Annotated in this window: 20 protein-coding genes; 16 read left to right on the top strand and 4 right to left on the bottom strand. The window is 32.9% G+C overall.

Annotation, left to right across the window (positions count from 1 at the left end; genetic code table 11):
• The first annotated feature begins 11 nt into the window (after positions 1-11).
• Positions 12-701, top strand: coding sequence for a TIGR04283 family arsenosugar biosynthesis glycosyltransferase (locus BMZ09_RS04850; protein WP_090838025.1), 690 nt, complete (start codon positions 12-14; stop codon positions 699-701).
• On the opposite strand, the gene BMZ09_RS04855 is transcribed toward BMZ09_RS04850, so the two are convergent.
• From BMZ09_RS04855 to BMZ09_RS04870, 4 genes are all read right to left on the bottom strand, one after another.
• Positions 698-1,951, bottom strand: a complete 1,254-nt coding sequence (locus BMZ09_RS04855) for a BamA/TamA family outer membrane protein (protein ID WP_090838027.1) — start codon at positions 1,949-1,951, stop codon at positions 698-700. The genes BMZ09_RS04850 and BMZ09_RS04855 overlap by 4 nt on opposite strands.
• Positions 1,952-2,950, bottom strand: coding sequence for a glycoside hydrolase family 113 (locus tag BMZ09_RS04860; protein ID WP_090838028.1), 999 nt, complete (start codon positions 2,948-2,950; stop codon positions 1,952-1,954). It lies immediately after the preceding gene.
• 72 nt (positions 2,951-3,022) lie between these two features.
• The gene (locus tag BMZ09_RS04865; RefSeq protein WP_090838030.1) at positions 3,023-3,889 is read right to left on the bottom strand and encodes a transporter family protein; all 867 of its coding nucleotides are present in this window, start codon (positions 3,887-3,889) and stop codon (positions 3,023-3,025) included.
• Between the two features lie 43 nt (positions 3,890-3,932).
• Positions 3,933-4,649 carry a DUF547 domain-containing protein gene (locus BMZ09_RS04870; RefSeq protein ID WP_317042600.1) on the bottom strand — a complete coding sequence of 239 codons (717 nt, stop codon included), beginning with the start codon at positions 4,647-4,649 and terminating at the stop codon, positions 3,933-3,935.
• A 196-nt stretch (positions 4,650-4,845) separates the two neighbouring features.
• Here BMZ09_RS04870 and BMZ09_RS04875 point away from each other — a divergent pair, with 196 nt between their 5' ends.
• The 15 genes from BMZ09_RS04875 to BMZ09_RS04945 all read left to right on the top strand — a co-directional run bounded on the left by BMZ09_RS04875 (position 4,846) and on the right by BMZ09_RS04945 (position 21,577).
• The gene (locus tag BMZ09_RS04875) at positions 4,846-6,150 is read left to right on the top strand and encodes an NAD(P)/FAD-dependent oxidoreductase (protein ID WP_090838034.1); all 1,305 of its coding nucleotides are present in this window, start codon (positions 4,846-4,848) and stop codon (positions 6,148-6,150) included.
• Between the two features lie 11 nt (positions 6,151-6,161).
• A complete protein-coding gene (locus BMZ09_RS04880) occupies positions 6,162-7,751 on the top strand; it encodes a 4Fe-4S binding protein (protein WP_090838036.1) in 1,590 nt (529 codons plus the stop codon).
• Between the two features lie 16 nt (positions 7,752-7,767).
• Positions 7,768-8,604 carry a toxin-antitoxin system YwqK family antitoxin gene (locus tag BMZ09_RS04885; protein WP_090838038.1) on the top strand — a complete coding sequence of 279 codons (837 nt, stop codon included), beginning with the start codon at positions 7,768-7,770 and terminating at the stop codon, positions 8,602-8,604.
• Positions 8,601-9,293 (top strand): glycosyltransferase family 2 protein, encoded by a 693-nt coding sequence (locus tag BMZ09_RS04890; protein WP_090838040.1) that lies wholly within the window; start codon positions 8,601-8,603, stop codon positions 9,291-9,293. The genes BMZ09_RS04885 and BMZ09_RS04890 overlap by 4 nt, the downstream gene beginning before the upstream one ends.
• Positions 9,290-10,780: a cellulose synthase family protein gene (locus BMZ09_RS04895; RefSeq protein ID WP_090838041.1), complete on the top strand. Its 1,491-nt coding sequence runs from the start codon at positions 9,290-9,292 to the stop codon at positions 10,778-10,780. Before BMZ09_RS04890 ends, BMZ09_RS04895 begins: the two co-directional genes overlap by 4 nt.
• Positions 10,781-10,875: 95 nt before the next feature.
• Complete coding sequence (gene mptB, locus BMZ09_RS04900; RefSeq protein ID WP_317042601.1) at positions 10,876-12,318, top strand: polyprenol phosphomannose-dependent alpha 1,6 mannosyltransferase MptB; 1,443 nt, start codon at positions 10,876-10,878, stop codon at positions 12,316-12,318.
• Between the two features lie 225 nt (positions 12,319-12,543).
• A complete protein-coding gene (gene rplM, locus BMZ09_RS04905) occupies positions 12,544-12,999 on the top strand; it encodes a 50S ribosomal protein L13 (protein ID WP_090838043.1) in 456 nt (151 codons plus the stop codon).
• Positions 12,999-13,385, top strand: coding sequence for a 30S ribosomal protein S9 (rpsI, locus tag BMZ09_RS04910; RefSeq protein ID WP_090838045.1), 387 nt, complete (start codon positions 12,999-13,001; stop codon positions 13,383-13,385). The genes rplM and rpsI overlap by 1 nt, the downstream gene beginning before the upstream one ends.
• A gap of 224 nt (positions 13,386-13,609) precedes the next feature.
• Complete coding sequence (gene rpsB, locus BMZ09_RS04915) at positions 13,610-14,401, top strand: 30S ribosomal protein S2 (protein ID WP_090838046.1); 792 nt, start codon at positions 13,610-13,612, stop codon at positions 14,399-14,401.
• Positions 14,402-14,488: 87 nt separating this feature from the next.
• Positions 14,489-15,448, top strand: a complete 960-nt coding sequence (gene tsf, locus BMZ09_RS04920) for a translation elongation factor Ts (RefSeq protein WP_090838048.1) — start codon at positions 14,489-14,491, stop codon at positions 15,446-15,448.
• A 228-nt stretch (positions 15,449-15,676) separates the two neighbouring features.
• Positions 15,677-16,384 carry a UMP kinase gene (pyrH, locus tag BMZ09_RS04925; protein ID WP_090838050.1) on the top strand — a complete coding sequence of 236 codons (708 nt, stop codon included), beginning with the start codon at positions 15,677-15,679 and terminating at the stop codon, positions 16,382-16,384.
• Between the two features lie 69 nt (positions 16,385-16,453).
• On the top strand, positions 16,454-17,011 hold the full coding sequence (gene frr / locus BMZ09_RS04930; protein ID WP_090838053.1) for a ribosome recycling factor: 558 nt from the start codon (positions 16,454-16,456) through the stop codon (positions 17,009-17,011).
• A gap of 77 nt (positions 17,012-17,088) precedes the next feature.
• Positions 17,089-17,826, top strand: coding sequence for a peroxiredoxin family protein (locus BMZ09_RS04935; protein ID WP_090838055.1), 738 nt, complete (start codon positions 17,089-17,091; stop codon positions 17,824-17,826).
• Positions 17,813-19,102, top strand: a complete 1,290-nt coding sequence (locus tag BMZ09_RS04940; RefSeq protein WP_090838057.1) for a DUF5686 family protein — start codon at positions 17,813-17,815, stop codon at positions 19,100-19,102. The genes BMZ09_RS04935 and BMZ09_RS04940 overlap by 14 nt, the downstream gene beginning before the upstream one ends.
• A 63-nt stretch (positions 19,103-19,165) precedes the next feature.
• Positions 19,166-21,577, top strand: a complete 2,412-nt coding sequence (locus BMZ09_RS04945) for an efflux RND transporter permease subunit (RefSeq protein ID WP_090838059.1) — start codon at positions 19,166-19,168, stop codon at positions 21,575-21,577.
• The last annotated feature ends 2 nt before the right edge of the window (positions 21,578-21,579 follow it).

Consider the following 21,579-nt stretch of genomic DNA (forward strand, 5'->3'; position numbering starts at 1 on the left):
GTAAATAAAGCATGATAAGCATTATTATCCCGGTTTTAAACGAAGCTGAACACATTACTGAGCTCTTATATCATTTAATTGATAACGCCTCATTAAACACCATTCAAGAGATTATTGTTGTTGATGGCGGAAGTACGGACAATACCGTTTCAATTATCAATACATTAGGTTTAAACATTAAAGTGTTGCATTCTGAAAAAGGACGTGCAAAACAAATGAATATTGGTGCAAAAGCTTCTAAAGGAGACATTCTTTATTTTTTACATGCCGACTCTTTTCCACCAAACAGATACGATCATTTAATTTTAGAAGAAATTAAAAAAGGAAATAACGCAGGTTGTTTCAGGTTACAATTTGATAGTAAACATTGGTGGTTACGCTTGGCTAGTTGGCTAACTAAATTTTCATGGAGAGCTAGTCGCGGTGGTGATCAAAGTCAATTTATTACCAAAGCATTATTTAATGATATTGGTGGTTTTAACGAAACATATACAATCTACGAAGACAATATTTTGATTAACGAGTTGTATAAACGTAATGAATTTGTAGTTATCAACCACAAACTTAAAACCTCTGCAAGACGCTACGAGAAACATGGAATTTGGAAACTACAATATCACTTTTGGGTAATATATGTCAAAAAATGGTTTGGCGCTTCTGCGGAAGACTTGCATCATTACTACAAAAAACATATTTGCTAGAAATATTGTCCAATACCAAAGACTAAACCTTGACCATCTTTTTCTGAGACTCCGTAGCCATAATCTATTCTAAAAATAGCATTAAATATAGATTTGTGTATAAAGCGCAAACCAACACCAGGAAAAACCCTAAAGTTATCAGCGTCACTAAAATCGCCAAAATCACCTCCTGGATTACGCCAGCTTCCTGCATCAACAAACGCATTACCTTGCAACGCAAACCAACCTTTTTCGTATAAGGTGTGTCTATACTCTGTATTAACCACAATAGCACCTGTACCTCTATCAATGGTATTACCGACACCTCTAATATTTAAATTATTATCTACTGAAAACGGAGCAAATGGTGTGTCATCATTACTAGAAAAACCAACACGCATTCGTGTCGCCCAATTCCCTTTCTGCCCTACTCTTTTGTAGTAATTAAAATCGTTCCAACCAATTAAAAACTCGGGTAAGTCATCACTAGTAGACGTCACATATTGCAAATTTAACTGGCTCTTAAAACCAGATACGTATTGATAATTATAATCTAGGTTGTTATATTCGTAAATACCCTTGTATAATAATTTTTTGACACTTAATTCCTGAGGCACACTAAGACTTGTAGCTCCTGACACGTATTGATATTCTTCTAAAAAATAATTAATTCCAAATTCAAAACGGTTATTAAAATTAGGTTGATATAAACCCAAAACTTCAAAAGACTTATTTCTATACTTATAATCTGATGTTGTATTATCAAAAAAGACAGGTTCTAACGTTTGTAAATCTTGATGATTTACCGCCAAACCAAACCGACGACTAAACAAAAAAGGTGCTCTAAAATTAATACCATAAGAACTAAAAATATCCTTTTGATAAAAACCTCCAAAAATCATATTTTGACCTAACAAATTAAATTCATAAACACCTAAACGGTAAGCAAACTCGCCATCATTAGATGTATAAACATTAAAAGAAGGAATAATAGTAAAATTTTCTTCAATATTATAAAACACATTATAATTGCCATTTTCCGACGGAAACACTTGATAATACGCATGAGATACGGATGGCAAACGTTTTAATAATTTAATATCTTCCTCTAGTTGCATGGAGTCTAACACAGCTCCTGCTTTTGCTATAGCTATTTTTTTTACAAAACTAGATTTCAGTTTTTTATTACCTTGAATTTTCACATCTGTAATGTTTTGAGAGTGCATTACAATGGTTGCTAACAGGCTTAATAAAAACAGAAAATATTTCATTTAATTTACTTTATAATGTTCTTTAATTACAGTTTCTGCGGGCTTATTTTGCGGTGTAAAACGGTTGTTTTCCAGCCCTCCAACTTTATCGTGGTTAATAAACCATTTCCACACAAAACCACCTGCAAACCAATCTTCGTTCCAAAAGGTTTTAAATAACGCTTTTGTGGTATTAACTTGAGCGTCCAGATTTACCTTACTTTCTACACGGTCTACAGTCCAAGGTGCTTTACCAGAATAATCTATACTGCGGTATCCAAACTCTGTAAACAAAATAGGTTTATTATACTTTTCAGAAAACGTTTTGAGTGTTTCTTTATGCTTAGCCCAACCTTTTAAACACTCTTCTATTGTTGGTGTTTTACTATCGCTAACCGGAAAATAGGCATCGACACCAATATAATCTAACTGATCCCAAAATGGTGTTTTTTCAAACTCATTCCAATTGGCAGCGTAGGTTAATTTACCTTTATAAATGGCGCGAATATCTTTAATTAACTTAGACCAATATTCTGGTCTAGCAGCAACAAATTTTTCTAACTCTGTACCAATGCAAAAAATCTCAGTATTGGTATCTTCTGCTACTTGAGCAAAAGCTAAAATAAATTTTGAATACGTGGTTTCAAACGTTAGCCAATCGGCTTCGGTTGTCATTTCTAAAAACCCAGTAAACTCCCCTTTCCATACCCATATTTGTGGTTTAAGCATGGCATTAATATTGTTCTTTTTTAACGTATTAATGTATTGTTTACCGCCTGTAAGGGTTTCTCCAAACCATTGTCTTTCCTTATCATAATTAACTACTGGATGTGCCAAGTCTTTAATCATAGCAAAAGGCATTATGGCCGCATAATTAGCATTTATATTTAGTAAAGGTGCTATGTTTTTTTGAGTAATACTATCCCTATGTGCGACGTAACTTACGCCATTAATTTTTTTTACCTGAGCCGTACAAGACTGAAGTAACACAATTAGAAGTAATAGAGGATTAATGCGCATTTTTTTTTGACTAAATATAAATAAATCCCGCTTTTCAGCAGGATATATTTGACATATTATTTTATGACTATTCTAGAATAAAGCTCTTAAACCAATATTAAAAGATTGCCCTAACCCTGTATTATTACCTCTTACAAATGTTGTGTATAACGTTTCAATATTTAAAACGTCACTAATTTGATACTTTGCACCACCACCAACTGCTGTAAAATCTTGTTCAAAATCGTTACCAGTATCAATACGTTGTGAATGTTGCACTAATCCTAAAACAGTAAATTTAGAACTCGGGAAATAACTTAAAAACAAACCTGGTGTTAAACTTAAACTGTTATTAGCAAAACTCTCTTCCTTTTTACCAAAGTGATACTCTGTATTAAGCTCCGTAAATAATTGCCATTTAGAGTTAAAATTATAATCATAGAAAAAACGGTTTTGAAATGTAAATCCTTTTTGATCTAAAAACACCCCATTTTCACTTTCGTTATCTACCAAAGGAATATGAAATGCGGTTTGAATGGTAAAATTACTCACACTTTTAATCGGGTTAAACTTAATTGCAGGCGCAAAAGATGTAAATCCAGAACGTGCAGTATTTGTCTCTCCATCAAATTTAAAAACGTCTAAAGCATCACGATCTCCAATAACATTAGATCTAAATTCTAATAATAAACCAACATTAAAACGGTTGCTATCGCTAAGTCCTGTAAACACATCAACTGTGGATGTAAAATAAGTCTCTCTAGCTTCTGTACCAGATGTAAACGTACTTTCGTTTTGAGTATATAGGTTATTAAAAAACTTAATATCCCATTGTCCTTTACTTAATAGTTTAGATGGTGTATATGTTTGGATGTTACTAGTTGTTTCAGTTTGATCTTCTTGACTAAAACCTGCAAAGGTTGTTGATAAAGCAAGTAATACAATGGTTAATTTTCTCATGTTTTGTGTGTATTTTAATTTCCGCGAAAGCGTTATTTTATTATTATTTATTTAATTTCCAGTTATACGTAAAATAGGTCAGCTTATAATTTTCAGGTATTTTATTAGTTCTGTATTTATTTATAAATTGAATTTCGGTCATTCCATTTTGCACAAAATCTTCGTTATACCATTTCATTATTTCAGAACCTGCTACGGTTTCTTTTTTATCATTAACCTTAATAAAATAATCACCATTTAAAGCCAATTTGGTTTGTTGTTCCAACTGCGCTTCCAAAGTTTTTGGCATATAAGCTTCTGCAATTAAAGGCGGACAACCAATAGCGCCACAAACTAGCACAAAATGAAATCTTGCATCCTTAAAATTAGCTCTTAACAACTCATTTTCTATAGTATTTAAAGTCACCTTTTTACCAGCCAAACTGTATGTAGTTTTATCAAAAAAACCAGATTTATCTAAAGGTGATGCTATTGGATAATTATCCACAATCCCTTTTATAACGGATAAGTTATAGGCATTAATCCAAAAGGCTTGGTAGTTTTTAGCATCTGCTTTTGTTACAGACACCTTGTTAGCAATTGTTAAAATAGAGGTTAAAGTTTCTGAGTTTTCCTTTACTGCTTTGTAATCTACTTTACCTTTAGCCACGTGTGCTTTTAAAAAGGCATCCGTCTGTATAAAAAAGTCGTCAAGCGTTTGCGCTTTCGCGGAAAACAATCCGCAGAATACTAGTAATATTATTAGGTTATTTTTCATCATTTATAAAGTTTTAATTACTTACAACATGCTTTAAGTCTTAACAATTGCGCTAAACTTTCAAAAAAAATAAAAAAAATTCACGTCTTATTTTTAGTTAGAACCTTACACACTTTGTGTTATTTAAAAAGATTCTAAACTAAAAATCCAATTAAGTTTTTAACTTTAAAACCGACAGACTATCTAACAAACTAAATTTATGGAACACATCGTCATTATAGGAAACGGGATTTCTGGAGTTACTCTAGCAAGACACGTCAGAAAATTATCGGACAAAAAAATAACAATTGTTTCTGCCGAAACGGATTATTTTTTCTCAAGAACCGCCTTAATGTACGTATACATGGGACACATGAAGTTTGAACACACGCAACCTTACGAGAATTGGTTTTGGAAGAAAAACCGAATTGAGCTAAAAAAAGGATACGTAAATAGTATTGACACAGATAACAAAACCTTATTATTTGCCGAAGGAGACACTTTAGTTTATGATAAATTAATTATTGCCACAGGTAGTAAACCTAACAAATTTGGTTGGCCAGGTCAAGATTTAAATGGTGCGCAAGGTTTATATAGCAAACAAGATTTGGATAGTATGGAGCAAATCGCTCCGGATAACAAAGCCTGCAAACGTGCAGTAATTGTTGGTGGTGGATTAATTGGTATTGAAATGGCAGAAATGTTTAACTCAAGAAACATACCGGTCACTTTTTTAGTTAGAGAATCTAGTTTTTGGAATGGCGTCTTGCCTGAAGGCGAAAGTCAAATGATTAACAGACATATTAAAAACCATCATATAGATTTAAGATTAAGCACCAATTTAAAAGAAATTAAATCGGACGGAAACGGAAATATCAAATCTATTATAATTGAAGAAACTGGAGAAGAGCTAGAATGTAACTTTGTTGGATTAACAGCAGGTGTATCGCCTAATGTTTCGTTTTTAAAAGACTCAAAAATCGAAATTAATAGAGGGATTTTAGTTAACCGTTACTTAGAGACCAACGTTAAAGACGTGTATGCCATTGGTGATTGTGCAGAGCAACACGAAGCAATTGGAAACAGACGTCCAATTGAAGCCGTTTGGTATACAGGACGTATGATGGGCGAAACTTTAGCCCAAACATTATGCGGTAATAAACTACAATACAAACCAGGACATTGGTTTAATAGTGCTAAATTTTTAGATATCGAATACCAAACCTACGGTTGGGTATTTGGAGAGCGTGGACGTCCAGAATACGAAAAACACTTCCATTGGAAACATGAAGACGACACCAAATGTATAACCGTAGCCTACAACAAAGACACTAAAGCGTTTTTAGGTATTAATACTTTTGGAATCCGAATGCGTCATGAAACGTTTGACACATGGCTGACAGAACAACGTGACGTTGATTATGTTATCAATCACTTAAAAGAAGCCAATTTTGATCCAGAATTTTACAAACATTTTGAAAATCAAATTTTAGAGACTTACAATAACCAAATGCAAACAGCCTAACCTTTCCAGATATGAGTAATAAATTAAACCATAGTATGTCATTAGCATCTCCTGATGCGTTTCATATATCAACAAAACAAAAGTTTGCTTTAGGTATTGGACTTGTTGGATTATTAATACTAGCGCTAGCTTTATTTAATGTAAATCTACCTAATACCGCATTATTTTTAACCTTAGCTATCGGACTAATTTCAGTAGGTATTGTAGTTTATTCTAGAGAAGCCTATTTAACAAAATTAGAAGGAATAAAAAACGACGGTACCTGGTTTAAATCCATTTCCTCCAGAGGTTTTTGGGGTTGGGCTTTAGGTATAATATTAACTAGCTTTTATATTGTATTATACTTTTACCCACAATATTTAGGATTAGCCAAAGATGGTGCTCCAAATACTGGTTTGGTTGGTTTATTTGACCCTTTAAGTAATTTATTAAGTGGACGTAATGCTAGCCAATGGTTTGTGTACGGATCATTATATACTATTGCAATACTTGCTTTTGGTTATAAGTTTATATTAAAATATAGACACAACCGTTACCAACAAATACGTACCATGTCTGTTATGTTTTTTCAATTAGGGTTTGCCTTTTTGATTCCAGAATTTATGTATGTCATGAATAATGACTTACCATATTACGATCTAAAAAGTGTTTGGCCACTTAACTATTATCTTTTTGACGAGTGGTCTGTTAAAGGCTTTTTATCTAATGGTAATCTTGGTTTAGCCTTAATAATATTTGGTATTGTATCTACCTTTTTAATAACCCCTATTTTAACATACAAATACGGAAAACGTTGGTATTGCTCATGGGTTTGTGGATGTGGTGGATTGGCAGAAACTGCGGGAGATAGTTTTAGACAATTATCATCAAAAAAACTTTCTGCTTGGAAGTTAGAGCGCTGGTTAATACATACGGTTTTAGTGTTTTCTGTAGTTATGACAACTGCTATGGTATATAGCTATTTAGGTAAAGACAGTAATAACTTTTGGTTAACACGTGATGTTTTTATTACATCAGTAATAGTATTTTTAACTATCATTTTTGCTGCAGTAATGTACTTTAGAGGTAAAGAGCTTGGTAAAGATGCAAAAGCTGGTGCTATAGGTTATGCTGTTGTAATTGCCTTATTATTATTCATGCATTTTACATCTACTACAGAGCAACTGTTTTTTGTTAAAGGAACCGCTTTAAGATCTACTTACGGTATTTACATAGGGTCTATCTTTTCTGGAGTAATAGGTACTGGTTTTTATCCAATATTAGGAAGTCGTTCTTGGTGCCGATTTGGATGTCCAATGGCAGCTATATTAGGATTTCAGCAACGTATGTTTTCTAAATTTAGAATAACAACTAACGGAGGACAATGTATCTCTTGTGGTAACTGTTCTAACAGTTGCGAGATGGGAATTGATGTTCGTGCATACGCACAAAAAGGAGAAAACATAGTACGTTCTAGTTGTGTTGGATGTGGTGTTTGTAGTGCGGTTTGCCCAAGAGGAGTTTTAAAATTAGAAAACGACTCAATGGAAGGACGTATAAACCCAACAGAAGTATTACTTGGTAACGATGTAGACTTAATGGATTTTGTAAACAAAAAATAAACGTCCATTTTTAATCATGAAACCCTTTATAGTATATCTGTTTTTAGTTTTAAGCGTTGGCGCTTACGCGGAAAAAACCTATGTCACCACTTATTTTGATAATGGCAACATACAATCCAAAGGATGGACTATTGACAATAACAAAACCGATTTTTGGATCTATTATTATCCAAACGGAAATGTTGAAAAAAAAGGAAATTACAAAAATAATCTAAAAACAGATTTCTGGATATTTTATCATGATAACAACATAGTAAAAGCAAAAGGGCGTTTTGCATCTGATTTAAAAACCGAGTATTGGAAGTACTATTTTGAAAGTAACACCTTAGAAAAAGAAGGTAATTACACCAATAATAACGCTAATGGCTATTGGAAAACATACCATAAAAACACCAATTTAAAAAGTCAAGGACGTTATATAAATGGCGCTAAAACGGGCTATTGGAAAACATATCACGACAATACTAAAAGCAAAAGCGAAGGGAATTATCTTAATGGTTTAAAAAATAAATTCTGGAAATTCTATCATAACAACGCAGTAATATCTAAATTTGGAAGCTTTAACCAAAACCTAAAAGTTGGCTACTGGCAATATTTCCGCGAAAGCGGTAAAAAAGAAAAGGAAGGCCATTATCTAACCGATAAAAAGGTAAAATGGTGGTTGTTTTATGATGACAACGAAAAAATAAATCATAAATGCCAACTCAAAGACAATCAAAAAAACGGGTATTGTCTAATGTATAAAAACGAAGCGTTGATATCTGCTGTAAAATACAAAGCAGGACAAAAAATAAAAGAATGGACCGATTTAAAGTCCTTCAAAAAAGAAAATAAATTAAGCGACCTTAAATGACCAAAATAAAAGTCATCATTCCTGCCTATAACGAGCAAGACTCGATTGCACATGTAATTAAAGATATACCTTCTATAGTGGACGAGGTGATTGTGGTTAGCAACAACTCGACAGATTTAACAGAGGCTAATGCTAAAAACGCAGGTGCAACTGTGTTACAAGAAAGTAATAAAGGTTATGGTTACGCCTGTTTAAAAGGTATGGATTATATCGCTAAACAAGATAGTAAACCTGACATTGTGGTGTTTTTAGATGGAGATTATAGTGATTTCCCTGAAGAGTTAACCAAAATTGTAGCCCCTATTATAGATCAAAACATGGACTTTGTTATTGGAGCACGTGTCAAAAACTTGAGAGAGGAAGGTAGCATGATGCCACAACAAGTGTTTGGCAACTGGCTAGCAACAACTTTAATGTCACTTTTTTTTGGTGCCAAATTTTCAGATTTAGGTCCTTTCAGAGCCATTAAATATGATAAACTACTGGCGCTGAATATGGAAGACAAAACCTATGGCTGGACAGTAGAAATGCAACTTAAAGTGTTAAAGCAAAAATTAAGCTATATAGAAGTTCCTGTAAACTATAGAAATAGAATTGGTGTCTCAAAAGTTTCAGGAACAATAAAAGGTAGTATATTTGCTGGCGTTAAAATACTAACGTGGATTTTTAAATACAGTTTTAAAAAGTGATTCTCGAAACCATTACCATTATTATTTATAGCATTGCGCTAGTTCTTATCTTTATGTATGCCTTGGCACAATTAAACCTTTTGTTTAATTACCTAGCAGCAAAAAAGAAAGAAGAAAACGGACCAAAATTCAACTTTAATAACTCGGAAGAAATTCCACTAGTAACTATTCAACTTCCCGTTTATAACGAGTTGTATGTTATGGATCGTCTATTGGACAACATAGCCTTAATGGACTATCCAAAAGACAAATTAGAGATACAAGTTTTAGACGACTCTACAGATGAGACCGTTGCCACTACAAAAGCACATGTAGAACAATTAAAAGCACAAGGATTAGACATTGTCCATATTACTAGAACCAACAGACAAGGTTTTAAAGCAGGTGCTTTAAAAGAAGGTTTAGAAATAGCAAAAGGAGAATACATTGCTATTTTTGATGCCGATTTTTTACCAGAACCAAATTGGCTTAAAAAAACCATTCCATTTTTTAAAGATCCAGAAATTGGTGTGGTTCAAACACGCTGGGGACACATTAACAGAGACTATTCCACACTAACAAAAATACAAGCCTTTGCTTTAGACGCACACTTTACTTTAGAGCAAGTTGGACGTAGCAGTAAAGGACATTTTATAAACTTTAACGGTACCGCTGGTGTATGGCGTAAAACTTGCGTCTTAGATGCCGGTAATTGGGAAGGTGATACATTGACAGAGGATTTAGATTTAAGTTACAGAGCGCAGCTTAAAAACTGGAAATTCAAGTACTTAGAAGATGTAGAGACACCTGCAGAACTTCCTGTGGTAATTAGCGCAGCAAGATCACAACAGTTTAGATGGAACAAAGGTGGAGCAGAAAACTTCCAAAAAATGTTTGGACGCGTCGTTAAAAGTAAAAACATTTCAGCTAAAACTAAACTTCACGGGTTATTACACTTATTAAATAGTACTATGTTTTTAAACGTACTAATAGTTGGTATTTTAAGTATCCCGATGTTATACATTAAAAACGAATATGCACACCTAAGACCATACTTTTATGTTATGAGCTTTTTTGTGGTTAGTACAATTATCTTTTTTGTATGTTATTGGGTTATGTACAAGCAAAGTCATGGTAATACTTTCAAAGACTTTTTAAAATATATCGCACTATTTTTTACCTTTTTCTCGATAGCAATGGGCTTTTCTTTACACAACTCTATTGCAGTATTAGAAGGTCATATTGGTAAGCGTAGTGAGTTTGTACGTACTCCAAAATTTAATATTAGTACAATAAAAGACAGTTGGAAAGGCAATAAATATTTACGTAAAAACATATCTATTAATGTTATTTTTGAAGGTGCATTAATGCTATACTTTGCGTTTGGTATGTACAGTGCTTTTGTGGTTGGAGATAAGGGTGGAGACTTTGGTTTATTCCCTTTTCACTTAATGTTAACCATAGGATTTGGATTTGTATTTTTCAAATCACTAACCTCTAAAGCCTAATATTTTGGGCGTTACCACAAGGGTCGCGTCTTCCATTATATCTTTTCTGCGATACAGTTTTGCTTTCATGTAAAACTGTTTTATAAAGCAAACCCTTGGTAAATAGCAAAGACTTGTTTTACAATATCGCAAAAAAGGATGCCATTTCAACCGCTAACGCAGGACGCATCATGCTTAATACATTCTTTTTAAAAACTAACAAATTAACACTACTGCTAATACTAGCTAGTTTTTGCCTGTACGGTGTATTTGCTTATGATTTAGCTAGAACAGACCACACCAATCTAATCTCCATTTATATTGTATTATTTGGATTATTCCTTAAAATAGTAAACAACAATAAAGACAACTTTACCCTTTTAGTTGGTATTGCAATAATAAGTAGATTAGTATTTTTGCTAGCCATACCTAATCTATCACAAGATTTTTACCGTTTTATTTGGGACGGACGTATGATATTGCAAGGATTTAATCCTTACTTGCATACACCTGCAAATTTTATAGCATTAGGAGAGTATCCAATAAGCCAAGCGCAACAACTAGTAGTAGGCATGCAAGAGCTTAACGCCAGCCACTACTCCAACTATCCTCCCATAAACCAACTACTTTTTATTGTAGCCAATCTATTCTCTTCATCAAATATATTAGGATCAGTAATAGGATTAAGACTTATAATAATAGCAGCAGATATCGGAACCCTTTATTTTGGTGCCAAGCTATTAAAAAGACTGGGACTAAAACCACATAAAATATTCTGGTACATCTTAAACCCATTTATAATAATAGAACTAACAGGTAATTTACATTTTGAAGGTGTAATGTTATTCTTCTTAATCCTAAGTTTATACTTATTACATAAAAACAAATGGCAATGGGCTGCAGTTGTCTTTGCGTTATCTATTTCGACAAAATTAGTCCCGTTACTATTTTTACCATTATTTGTAAAATGGTTTAGACTTAAAGAAGATCACACTAAAATAGATTTCAAAAAACTAATTAGCTTTTATTTAATCATAGGGACAGCAACACTTTTGTTATTTGCACCGTTTTTCTCAATGACGTTTATAAATAACTATTCTAAAACTGTAGGGTTATGGTTTGGTAATTTCGAGTTTAACGCAAGCCTCTATTATTTAGCTAGAGAAGTTGGATATCTTATAACAGGCTATAACCAAATAGCAATAATAGGTAAAATATTACCTGTCATAATATTTACATCTATCTGGTGCCTTGCACTATTTAGAAAAAACCAAGTATTTAGTACCTTAGTAAAAAGTATGCTAATTGCTTTTACAATATACTTACTGCTAAGTACTACAGTTCACCCTTGGTACATCGCGTCTATCTTATTACTATCCGTATTTACAAATTATAAATACGCAATAGTTTGGAGCTTTATAGCTATTATAAGTTATTTGGCCTACGCCAACGCCGATAATACAGAGAATTTATGGATCATTGGCGCCGAGTATTTAGTAGTGTATGCAATAATAATTTTCGAATTATTTACAAAAGGTAGACGTTTAGAGATCAAATAAAATTAAAACGTAAAAATAAAACACCCATCAAAAACGTTGTTAGCTTATACCAATATAAAGATTAGCAACTTTACATAATATAGTATCAACAGTTTAAGATTGCCCAAAAGATATCAACAGACTTATTAAATAAAAGTTGCATCACTATTTGGTAATCAAATATATAATCGTAAATTTGCAAACTCTTTTTGAGAGAGGAATGTTTAATAAAAAATAATTAATAACGTGGACACAATAAGCTACAAAACGATTTCAGCAAACAAAGCTACTGTAGATAAGCAGTGGGTTTTAGTAGATGCAGAAGGTCAAACATTAGGGCGTTTGTCTTCTAAAGTTGCAAAACTAATTAGAGGAAAGCACAAGCCTAGCTTCACACCGCACGTTGATTGTGGAGATAACGTAATTGTTATCAATGCAGAAAAAATCAACTTATCAGGAAACAAGTGGAATGACAAAACGTACATTCGTCACACAGGTTACCCAGGTGGACAAAGAAGTTTAACTGCTACAGAAATGTTCGGAAAAGATCCAGCAAGGTTAGTAGAAAAATCAGTAAAAGGAATGTTACCTAAAAACAAATTAGGTGCAGCATTATTCCGTAATTTAAATGTTGTTGTTGGTACAGCTCATGCTCATGAAGCGCAAAAGCCAACAGTAATTAACTTAAACGAATTCAAGTAATGGAAGTAATTCACAAAATTGGTCGTCGTAAGACCGCAGTTGCTCGTGTTTACCTATCTGAAGGAAAAGGTAATATTACGATTAACAAAAAAGACATTAAAGACTACTTCGATACTGCAACTTTACAATACAAAGTAAACCAACCATTAGCTTTAACAGAGAATGAAGGTGTATTTGATATTAAAGTAAACGTATTTGGTGGTGGTATTACAGGTCAAGCAGAAGCTATCCGTTTAGCGATCTCTCGTGCAATGTGCGAAATCGATCCAGAAAACAGATTAGTATTGAAACCTGAAGGATTAATGACAAGAGACCCAAGAATGGTTGAGCGTAAAAAATTCGGACAGAAAAAAGCGCGTAAGAAATTCCAATTCTCTAAACGTTAATATCCAGAATCATGTACAAAATTTGTTTTACAGATTTTTGTTCATATTCAAACTAAATTAAAAGGTACTGATGTAAAATCAGTATAAACACAGTTATTGTTGTCCTAGTGTCTTTACAAACAAAATACACAGGATTTAGTCTAGCATCTAAATAATTAAGGCGAATTTATTTATAAATGACCACTTAATTATTGCTAATTCACAAGAACGTAAACTATTACAAAATGGCAGTAGAAGTAAAAGAATTACTTGAAGCAGGTGTACATTTCGGTCACCTTACACGTAAGTGGGATCCAAATATGGCACCTTACGTTTATATGGAGCGTAACGGTATCCATATAATCAATCTATATAAAACAGCAGCTAAAATCGAAGAAGCTGGAGATGCATTAGCAAAAATTGCAGCTTCAGGTCGTAAGATTTTATTTGTTGCAACAAAAAAGCAAGCAAAAGATATCGTAGCAGAAAAAGCAGGTAGCATTAACATGCCTTTCATTACTGAAAGATGGCCTGGTGGAATGCTAACTAACTTTGTTACTATCCGTAAGGCAATCAAAAAGATGGCTACTATTGATAGAATGAAGAAAGACGGTACGTTTTTAACGTTATCTAAAAAAGAACGTTTACAAGTTGATCGTTTAAGAGCTAAGTTAGAGAAAAACTTAGGTTCTATCGTAGACATGACGCGTTTACCTGGTGCTTTATTTGTTGTTGATATTAAACGTGAGCATATCGCGATTAAAGAAGCTCAAAAATTAAACATTCCAATTTTTGCAATGGTAGATACTAACTCTGATCCACGTCAAGTAGATTACGTAATACCAGCAAATGATGATGCTTCAAAATCAATTGACAAAATCTTAACGCACGTAATTGATGCTGTATCTGCAGGATTAAACGAACGTAAAGCAGAAAAAGCAGACAAGGAAGCAGCTAAAGCTAGTAAAGATGCAGCTAAAGTAGAGAAAAAAGCAGCACCTAAAAAAGCAGTAGTAGCTAAAGACGAAGAAGAATAAAATAACATTTACAAAACACTAATAAGTCGTTTGATTCTTTTCTTTGTTGAAAAATAATTAAACGACTTTTTTTAAATTATACTTATTATGAGCGAAGTAAAAATTTCAGCAGCACAAGTAAACGAACTAAGAAAAGCTACTGGAGCAGGAATGATGGACTGCAAAAAAGCATTAGTTGAAGCAGGTGGTGATTTTGACAAAGCAATTGACGTTTTACGTAAAAAAGGTCAAAAAGTAGCAGAAAAAAGAGCTGACAGAGATTCTTCTGAAGGTGCTGCTGCAGTAAGAATTAACGCTGACAACACTGTAGGTGTTGCAATCGTATTAGGATGTGAAACTGATTTTGTTGGTAAAAATGAATCATTTTTAGCATTAGCAGGTCAATTCGCAGACATCGCACTTAACTTTGATAACAAAGAAGACTTCTTAGCTGCAGACTTTGGAGGTATGACAGTTGCAGAAAAATTAGTTGAACAAACTGGTGTAGTAGGTGAAAAATTAGAAATCAACGCTTTTGAAAGATTAGAAGCTCCTTATGTTGGTTCTTACGTTCACATTAACAAAATTGGTGCTTTAGTTGGTTTATCTGAAAAAGAAGAAACTGTTGGTAAAGACGTAGCAATGCAAGTAGCTTCTATGGGAGCAACTTCATTATCATACAAAGATTTTGACCCTGCATTTGTTGCCTCAGAAACTGAAGCTAGAATTGCCGTAATTGAAAAAGATAACATCGAATTAGGACGTTTAGGAAAAACATTAAAAAATGTACCTCAGTACATTTCTATGTCTCAATTGACTCCTGAAGTTATTACTCAAGCTGAAGAAGCTGCTAAAGCAGAATTAAAAGCTGAAGGTAAGCCAGAACAAATTTGGGACAAAATTTTACCTGGTAAAATGGACCGTTTCATCTCTGACAACACAACTTTAGATCAAGAACAATGTTTATTAGATCAACGTTTTATTAAAGACGAAAAAGTAACTGTTGAAGCTTACGTAGCAACTAAAAATGTTACTGTAACAGATTTCAAACGTGTATCTTTAGGATAGACTAACTGTTTTTATTTCCGCGTAAGCGAAAAATTTAAAAATAATTATACATATTTAAAACCACTACTCTATTTTTAGAGTTAGTGGTTTTTTTTATGCATAAAAACACTTAGCTTTGCTAAACTTTCAGTACGACTTATAAAACTTCAATAATGCACTCTTCTTATAAACAAGAGAAGTACAAGCCGGAAGTAACACGTCACCAGCTAAAAACAATATAACACACACATGAAATATAAACGCATACTCCTAAAATTATCAGGTGAAGCCCTAATGGGAAACCGTCAATATGGTATAGATCCAGAACGCCTTTCTGAATATGCTCAAGAAATTAAAGCAGTTACAGAAAAAGGTGTTGAAGTAGCCATAGTTATTGGTGGCGGAAACATTTTTAGAGGTGTGGCTGGGGCTATGAATGGAATGGATCGTGTACAAGGTGACCATATGGGAATGCTTGCAACCGTTATTAACGGTTTAGCTTTACAGCAAGCACTAGAAGATGCTGACATTAAAACTAGATTACAAACTGCCATTAAAATTAACGAAGTTGCAGAACCTTTTATCCGTAGAAAAGCAATGAGCCATTTACGTAAAGGACGTGTTGTTATTTTTGGAGGTGGAACAGGTAATCCTTATTTTACTACAGATTCTGCTGCGGTTTTAAGAGCTATTGAGATTGAAGCTGATGTTATTTTAAAAGGAACACGTGTAGACGGTATTTATAATACAGATCCAGAAAAAGATAGCGCAGCTATTAAATTTGATCACATCACTTTTGATGACGTTTTACGTAAAGGTCTAAAAGTAATGGATACTACAGCATTTACATTAAGTCAAGAAAATGACCTTCCAATTATTGTATTTGATATGAATACAAAAGGGAATTTAATGAAAGTAGTGTCAGGAGAAAAAATAGGAACACAAGTAAGTTTATAATTAGAATACTATATTACGTTTAAAATTGGCTCGCTTTTTGAAAGTCAATAAGTATTAAATCACATTACCATGAACGAAGACATTACATTTATAATAGACAGCACAAAAGAAGCAATGGAAAAAGCCATTAAGCATCTTGAAAAACAATTTGTAAACATTAGGGCTGGAAAAGCAAGTCCTGCCATGTTAGGAAGTGTTATGGTTGATTATTATGGGTCGCAGACACCATTAAGTCAAGTTGCCAACGTTAACACACCTGATGGTCGTACAATTACAGTACAACCTTGGGAAAAAAACATGCTTCAAGCTATAGAAAAAGCAATTATGATTGCCAATCTTGGTTTTAACCCAATGAATAATGGTGATTTATTAATTATTAGTGTACCACCATTAACTGAAGAGCGTAGACGTGAACTTGCCAAGCAAGCAAAAGTAGAATCTGAAGATGCTAAAGTTGGTATAAGAAGTGCACGTAAAGATGCAAACAACGATATTAAGAAAACGGAAGATGCTTCTGAAGATATTCAGAAAAACGCAGAAGCAGATGTACAAGCATTAACGGATAAATACGTTAAGAAAATTGAAGAACTGCTTTCTAGTAAAGAAACTGAGATCATGACAGTATAATCTTAAAAGCGACTAATTAGTCGCTTTTTTTATAACTTTTATTAAAATTAAACGTTTTAGTATTTAAATTAATACTTATGAAGTTTTTAAAATCTATTGCTTTCTTATTGGCATTTTTATGTTTTGGCTTACTACAAGCACAAGACTATAAGTTTTTACCTTCAGACCAACGTCTTTTATCCGATGAGGAAGTAAAAACTATGGAGATAGCAATTACTCCAGATGTATTATTGTACAACGAAAAAGGTAAACTTTTACCAATGTCGCAAGTACAATTAATGACTAACTCTGACTACAAACCCTTATTTTACGTAGATCAAAACAAAGCCATAAAATCGATTGTATTTAAACGTGTTAAAGCGGCTAACAATGTTATAGCTAAAAATCCTGAAGCTAATTTTACTAAAGGCGAAAAAGCGTTAGACTTTATTACCACAGATTTAGACGGAAACACCATTAAATTATCTGAACTAAAGGGACATGTTGTGGTACTTAATTTTTGGTTTACTAAATGCGGACCTTGTGTTAAAGAAATGCCAGAACTAAACAAACTAACGGCTAACTTCAAGGATAAAAAAGTCAAGTTTTTGGCTATCACTTTTAATTCTAAAGATTTAGTAGAACAATTTTTAGAAAACTCAGATTTCAACTTTACAATCGCACCTAATGCCAATGACGTTATTACCACGTATGGTGTTCAAAGCTATCCTACATCAATCGTTATTGATAAAGAAGGACATATTGTAGCTAAAGAAATAGGTTATAGAACCAATATAAAAACGGTACTTACCAAAGCAATAAATGCAGCACTATAAATTATTAAAGCTTAACTACTGTCTAGTTATATTAAGCTTTTTTAGTATAACTTCTAGTTACGCCCAGGATCCTGAGGGTAACAATTTAAAAGTAAGTGATTCTACAAAATCCGGAGAACTTTTAAAGCAAATTGGAAATGGTTTTTTTCCTACCAAAGTATGGAATTTTGATTTGCGTTACCTAATTAAATTTAACCAATACGAAGGATTTAGAACAGGTTTAGGCGGAATTACAAACGATAAATTTTCAGAAAAATACAGAATTGATTCTTACTTAGTTTACGGATTTAAAGACGATAGTTTTAAATACAAAATAGGTGGTGGATTTAGAATCAACAAAGACACCAAAACTTGGTTTAACATTTCTTATGTTGACGATTTAAAAGAAACAGGAAGTTCTGCCTTTATAACAGATACCCGATCGTTTTCTTTTTTCGAGCCGCGATTACTAAACATAGATTTATTTCATAAACATATCACTTCTTCTATATCTTTAGAACATGAGATAACCCCAGAACTTTATACAAAAACGGAATTAGCAATAAGCAACATAAGACCAACTTATGCTTATAACTATAATCTTAATGGACAAAAGTATAGCGGTTTTGAAACTACAACCGCAAAAATAGCATTGCAATGGGATCCATTTAATAATACCGAAAAAAATAAAGAAGGCGCTACTATAAAAAATGAAGGGTATCCAAAATTTACATTACAATACACCAAAAGTTTTAGAGATGTACTTAACGCGGACTTTAATTTTTCTAAGTTAGATTTTAGAACCATTCATAAAATAAAACACAACAAACACTCATACACCATAGGGACTTTATCTGCCGGTATAGCACATGGAAACACGCCTTTAACGCATCTCTATCATGCCTACCCTAACAACATTACTAAAGAAACCATTTTGCAACGATTTTCTGTAGCCGGTATAAACAGTTTTGAAACCATGTATTTTAACGAGTTTTTCTCGGACAGATTCTCTACACTTGTTGTTAAACATTATGTAAAACCTTTTGCCATAGCTAAACACTTTAATCCACAACTAGTGTTAGTTACGCGTTACGCACTAGGTAACATGAATAATATATCTAGACATGAAAACGTAAATTTTGGTACGCTAGATCATGGATACACAGAAAGTGGTTTTGAGATTAACAAATTGCTATTCGGTTTTGGACTAAGCGGGACTTACAGATATGGTGCTTATCACTTACCTAACGAAGAAGATAATATCGCAATAAAATTCACTTTTAATATTACATTATAAAACTAAATTTGTCTTACTAAATACAATGGATTTATATACCTTTGCTCCGTTTTTTAGAGCATTATGTTTAAACTATTTTCAGCAAATTTCTGGGACGTTGTAGCAAGATTAATTTTGCGCAACAAAATAACTATTCTTCTTGGAGTAGTTGTCGTTACTATACTTTTTAGTACACAATGGAAGTATATGCGTTTTACGTATAGTGAAGCCAACCTACTTCCTGACGACCATGAAGTAAATATAACTTACAACGACTTTTTAAAAGTCTTTGGAGAAGAAGGTAACCTGGTGGTCTTAGGTGTCAAGGACACGACACTATTTACCGTAGAAAAGTTAAATGCCTGGAATGCCCTTTCTGATAGTTTTAGAAACGCACCAGAAGTTGAAACAGTAGTTTCAATAAAAGACCTACAAAAATTAGTAAAAGATCAAGAACACGAAAAATTTACGCTAGAACCGTTTATAAAAGATTCGGTTTCAACTATAGCAGAAATCGAAAAACTTCAAGATCAGCTATTTAACCAATATCCTTTTTACGATAACTTTTTATTTAATAAAGAAACCAAAACGGTTAGAACAGCCATATACTTAAAAAAAGATATAGTTAATACGCCTGCAAGAAAAGACTTTATAGTAGACAATCTAGTCAAAAAAATAGAGGCTTTTGAAAAAGCAGAAGGCTTAGATGTTAGAGTTTCTGGAATGCCTTATATTAGAACACTTAATGCTCAAAATATAGTAGATGAGATTAATCTATTTGTTCTTGCTGCGTTATTAGTCACCTCATTAATTTTCTTTTTGTTTTTCAGATCATTTAGAGCCACACTAATATCATTAGTTGTTGTTTGCATTGGTGTAATGTGGACGTTAGGAATCCTAGGGATGCTTAGGTATGAAATCACAGTACTAACAGCCTTAATTCCGCCATTAATAATTGTTATCGGAATCCCAAATTGTATATTCTTAATAAACAAATACCAACACGAGGTCAAGTCGCATGGTAATAAAGTAAAAAGTTTACAACGTGTTATTACCAAAGTTGGTAATGCCACATTAATGACAAACGTAACTACTGCTTCTGGTTTTGCTACATTTATCTTAACGGAAAGCACATTACTTAAAGAGTTTGGTGTTGTTGCCTCACTAAGCATACTTGCTATTTTTGTATTGTGTCTTTTAATTATACCAATAATTTACACCTTTTTACCTTATCCTAAAGAGCGCCATTTAGAACATCTAAACAAGCGTTGGATTGGTGGTTTTGTAAACTGGACAGTACGTATGGTAAAAGACAAACGTATTACTATTTATATTACTTCTATTGTTTTACTAATTGTATGCTTGATTGGTATTTTTCAAATAAAAATATCTGGAAGTCTGATAGAAGACATGCCTAAAAAAGCAGAATTTTTTCAAGATATCAGATTTTTTGAAGAAGAATTTGATGGTATCATGCCTTTAGAAATAATGATTGACACCAAGCGTAAGCAAGGCGTTATGAAATTGGCTACCTTAAAACGAATGAATAAAATTGAAGAGTTTATAAACGAGACTCCTGAATTTTCTAAACCTATTTCAATTGTAGGATTAGTAAAATATTCTAAGCAAGCTTACTATAACGGTAATCCAAAATACTACCAATTACCAACTAGTATGGAAAATAACTTTATATTATCCTATGCTAAAAACTCGACTTCAAATGTCGATTTACTAAAAAACTTTGTTGATAGTACTGGACAATATGCGCGTATCACCACCTTTATGAAAGATATTGGGACTGACAAAATGGAGCGTATTCAGGAAAATTTACAAGATAAAATTACTAATGTATTTCCCGAAGAACAGTACAATGTAACCATGACTGGTAAAGCATTAGTTTTTCAAAAAGGAACAAAATATTTAGTAAAAAACCTAGCCATATCATTGTCTTTAGCTGTTATTTTAATTTCGCTATTTATGGCATATATGTTTCGATCGTTTAGAATGATAGTTGTGTCATTAATTCCAAACTTATTACCGTTAGTCGTAACTGCTGGATTAATGGGTTACATTGGTGTGCCAATAAAACCTTCAACCATATTAGTCTTTAGTATTGCATTTGGAATATCTGTGGATGACACCATTCACTTTTTGGCAAAGTACAGACAAGAATTACAGGCCAATAATTGGAAAATAAAAAAATCTGTTTATGGCGCTTTACGCGAAACAGGTGTTAGTATGTTTTATACATCTATAGTATTGTTTTTCGGATTTTCTGTATTTATAATTTCAAGTTTTGGAGGTACAGTAGCATTGGGTGCATTAGTATCAGTAACACTATTATTTGCGATGTTATCTAACTTACTTTTATTACCATCGTTATTATTATCTTTAGAACGAAGCATTGCCAATAAACAAGTATTAAAAGAGCCAACAATTAATATTATACCACGAGACGATGATGATGAAAACACATCTGTTTCCGAAGAAAAATAAAA

The sequence above is a fragment of the Olleya namhaensis genome (assembly GCF_900114005.1).
Lineage (GTDB): Bacteria > Bacteroidota > Bacteroidia > Flavobacteriales > Flavobacteriaceae > Olleya > Olleya namhaensis.